Origin of the sequence: Mesorhizobium sp. M7A.F.Ca.CA.001.10.2.1 (assembly GCF_003998575.1) — a bacterium.
Taxonomy (GTDB): Bacteria; Pseudomonadota; Alphaproteobacteria; order Rhizobiales; family Rhizobiaceae; genus Mesorhizobium.
The window spans coordinates 1-3227 of sequence record NZ_RZQY01000677.1 but is presented as its reverse complement, the minus strand read 5'-3'; the positions used below and the strand labels follow the sequence as shown (position 1 = coordinate 3227).

Annotated in this window: 4 protein-coding genes and 1 pseudogene; 3 read left to right on the top strand and 2 right to left on the bottom strand. The window is 61.7% G+C overall.

Going from position 1 to position 3227, the window contains the following annotated elements; genetic code table 11:
* Nucleotides 1–367 (bottom strand): annotated as a pseudogene (locus EN964_RS29785) (hypothetical protein); the annotation flags it as partial.
* Between the two features lie 109 nt (nt 368–476).
* Between EN964_RS29785 and EN964_RS29780 the strand changes: the two are divergent.
* Entirely contained in the window at nt 477–1607 is a 1131-nt protein-coding gene (locus EN964_RS29780) for a metallophosphoesterase (protein ID WP_164776080.1), read from the top strand.
* 57 nt (nt 1608–1664) lie between these two features.
* Here the strand turns inward: EN964_RS29780 and EN964_RS29775 are convergent, their stop codons facing one another.
* Nucleotides 1665–1844, bottom strand: a complete 180-nt coding sequence (locus EN964_RS29775; protein ID WP_027037831.1) for a CsbD family protein — start codon at nt 1842–1844, stop codon at nt 1665–1667.
* 199 nt (nt 1845–2043) lie between these two features.
* Here EN964_RS29775 and EN964_RS29770 point away from each other — a divergent pair, with 199 nt between their 5' ends.
* Nucleotides 2044–2697 carry a glutathione S-transferase family protein gene (locus EN964_RS29770; RefSeq protein WP_164749554.1) on the top strand — a complete coding sequence of 218 codons (654 nt, stop codon included), beginning with the start codon at nt 2044–2046 and terminating at the stop codon, nt 2695–2697.
* Nucleotides 2698–3083: 386 nt separating this feature from the next.
* Nucleotides 3084–3227, top strand: a 144-nt coding sequence (locus tag EN964_RS29765) for a cold-shock protein (RefSeq protein ID WP_281059580.1), incomplete at its 3' end; no start/stop codon positions are given.

Genomic DNA, 3227 nt, shown 5'->3' with positions numbered 1-3227 from the left:
TCTTTGTGCCCTTCGGCGGCTTGTTCGGCGACAACTCGACGAACTCTATCGTGGCCTTTGCCCCCGCCTTCAGCGGGAACAGCTTTCGCAGATCGGAAAACGGGATCATCGCCTGCCGGCCGGTGTCGCTGTCGCGAAACACCTCGATCAGGCCGGCGAACAGATATTGGGTTTGGGGCGATTGCGATTCGTAGGTGTTGGCAACCGACATCATCCCGCCGGCCACGGGCCGAAATTCGCTCTGGATGCCGGGTCTCGCCAGAACGAAACCCTTCCTGGCGGACTTGGCATCGACGCAACCGGCGGCATGCGCGGTGCTCGCGCACAACATCGCGGCCAGGATCATGCAGATAGCTGCGGCTTTCATTTTCGTCCTCCTCCGCTCGCGCAAGCGAGACATGCCAGACCCATGGCGTCATGTCGATGATGGCGCAGAGGCGCTGGACGACCGGCTGCTGTCCATGCTGAATCAGCAGATGATGAATCGCCTTTCGACTGGATCGTTTTCCCGACGCAACTTCCTGGTACAGGCTGCGGGATTTGCCGCGGCCGGCGCCTTGCCGCGGCCGGCCTTCGGCCAGACCGGGCAACGCGTCCAGGCGATCGACGCCACCTTCCTGTTCATCGCCGATGTCCATGCCTGCCGGATGGCGAGCGGCTTGAGTCCCAACTGCCTGCAGGAAGGCAAGACCGACGCCGCGCTGCTGCGCAACGTGGCGGTGCTGAATGCGCTTGGCGACAAGGACTGGCCGGGCGAGATCAATGGCGTCGCCACCGGCCTGCGTTCCGCCGGCAAGATAGGCACGCCGCTCGGCCTCGTCGTCGGCGGCGACGTCACCGACGATGGCGGCGGCCAGATCACGCAGCCGAGCGAGGGCACCCAACTGCTCCAGTTCAGCCAGCGCTACATCCAGGGCGTCGGCCCGGATCGCGTGCACATGCCGGTCTATGTCGGGCTCGGCAACCATGATCTCGACCAGAACGGGCCGCCGCACCATGTCGACTGGTACCGGCGCGAACTGCGCGACTATGTCGAGGTCAACCATCGCGCCGGCGTGTTCTTCAAGCCGCCGGTGCCGGCCACCGACTATGATGTCGACACCGACTGCTACTCCTGGGACTGGGGCGGCCTGCATCTGATCCAGACGCATCGTTTCGCCGGCGATACCGGCCACGGCGCCGAGAGCAGCCTGCCATGGCTGAAGCAGGACCTGGCGACCTATGCGGCGGACGGCCGTCCGGTCGTCCTGTTCCAGCATTATGGCTGGGACACTTTTTCGGTGGAACGCTGGGATGCCGCCAAGAGCGACTTCGATGATGACGGCACCGGTGCGCCGCATTGGTGGAGCGAGGCCGACCGGCAGGCGTTGCTGGCGGCGCTGAAGGGCTACAATGTCGTCGGCATTTTCCACGGCCACCAGCACGAAACGCCGCTGATCTATCGCAGGGACGGGATCGACCTGTTCAAGCCGAAGGCTGCCTATATGGGCGGCTTCGCGCTGGCCAGGGTGACCAGCGACGGCATGGACGTGGTGCTGGGCGAGGCGACCGGCGATCATGGCGAGGTTGCCTTCACCAATGCTTTCAGCAAGGGCTGGAGCACATGAAAAAGGCGGCCTTCGCGGCCGCCTTTCCCTCGATAAAGCGCGTTTCTCGATGTCGGATCAGAGCGCCTTCTTGACCTTGTCCTTGACGTCGCCATAGGCCTTCTGCACCTTGCCGGCGATCCGGTCGCCCGTGCCTTCGGCCTGGGTCTGCCTGTTGCCGGTCGCCTTGCCCGCGGCTTCCTTGACCGAGCCTTTGACCTGCTTGGCCACGCCCGCAACCTGATCCTTGTTCACCATTTTTGCGCATCTCCTGGGATTTTTGAATTCAGGGGAATTCATTTGCGGGTAGCTAACGAGCCGGCGTCGGTTAGGTTCCAGGCGTCGCCCGGACGGCAGATCAGGTCGCGCGGCCGCCGCCTTGGGGCAAGGCTGGTGGGCTAGGCTGTGAACACACGTCGACCATGGATATTGGATGGCCGAGCGTGCGGGGAGAAAAATGGCAGAATTTACGCTCTATATCGGCAACAAGTGTTTCTCCTCATGGTCGCTGCGGCCATGGCTGGCGATGAGGCATCTGGAGATCCCGTTCGAGGAAGGTTTCGTGCGGCTGCGCACGCCTGAAACCTTTGCCAATCTGGCGAAAGTGTCGCCGACAGGTCAGGTGCCGGTGCTGAATCACAGTGGCAAGATCGTCTGGGAAACCCTTGCCATCCTTGAATATCTCGCCGACCTGTTTCCCGAAAAAAAGCCCTGGCCGGCCGATATCGACGCCCGTGCGCTGGCGCGTTCGGCTGCGACCGAGATGCATTCCGGCTTTCGCGAGGTTCGCTATGGCTGGCCGATGAATTTGCGTCGGCCCAAGGCCCACAAGCCGCTCGACGCCGAGGGCGAGGCGCAACGCGCCCGCATCGAGGCGCTGTGGCGCCAGTGCCGGGAAAAATACGGCAAGGGCGGCCCGTTCCTGTTCGGCCACTTCACCGCGGCCGATGCCATGTATGCGCCTGTCGTCACCCGTTTCGACACCTATGGCGGCACGCTGGCGCCGGATACGCGCGCCTATGTCGACGCCGTGCTGGCAACGCCGGCGATGCGCCACTGGTATGCCGAGGCGGCCAGGGAGACGTGGCCGGAACCCGGTCCGGACGAATAGGATCCAAACGAAAACGCCCCTCGCACCTTTTATCGTGCGGGGGGCGTCTTTGCCATCAACTGTTATTCGATTGCTCTCATGAACTGCTGATGACACCGAATAAATGCGCGTCTGCGCAGATGGTTCCTGGATGCCGGAAAACTTTTCTCAAGTTGGCGCAAGCGCGCTGTTTGGCGTCCGATTTGCCGTCATGCAAGGTTTTTGGCCAGGTGGTTTGGGAGAATTCCGCAGCTGTGGCTTTATGCAAATTTGACAGCGCGCCAAAAGAAGCCTATAAGCAAATCGTCGATATTTGTTTGACTGACTTTTGTTATCCGCGCTTTCGAGCGCGCCTTTGACGAACTTCCCACATCAAAAATCGGGACAAACGAACGTTGTGCATCCGCATGGCGTCGAATGAATATTTGCCATGGAAAGGGTTCGTCATGAGCACCGGCACAGTTAAATGGTTCAACGCCACCAAAGGTTTTGGTTTTATTCAGCCTGACGACGGCTCGGCCGACGTTTTTGTCCACATCTCGGCCGTAGAG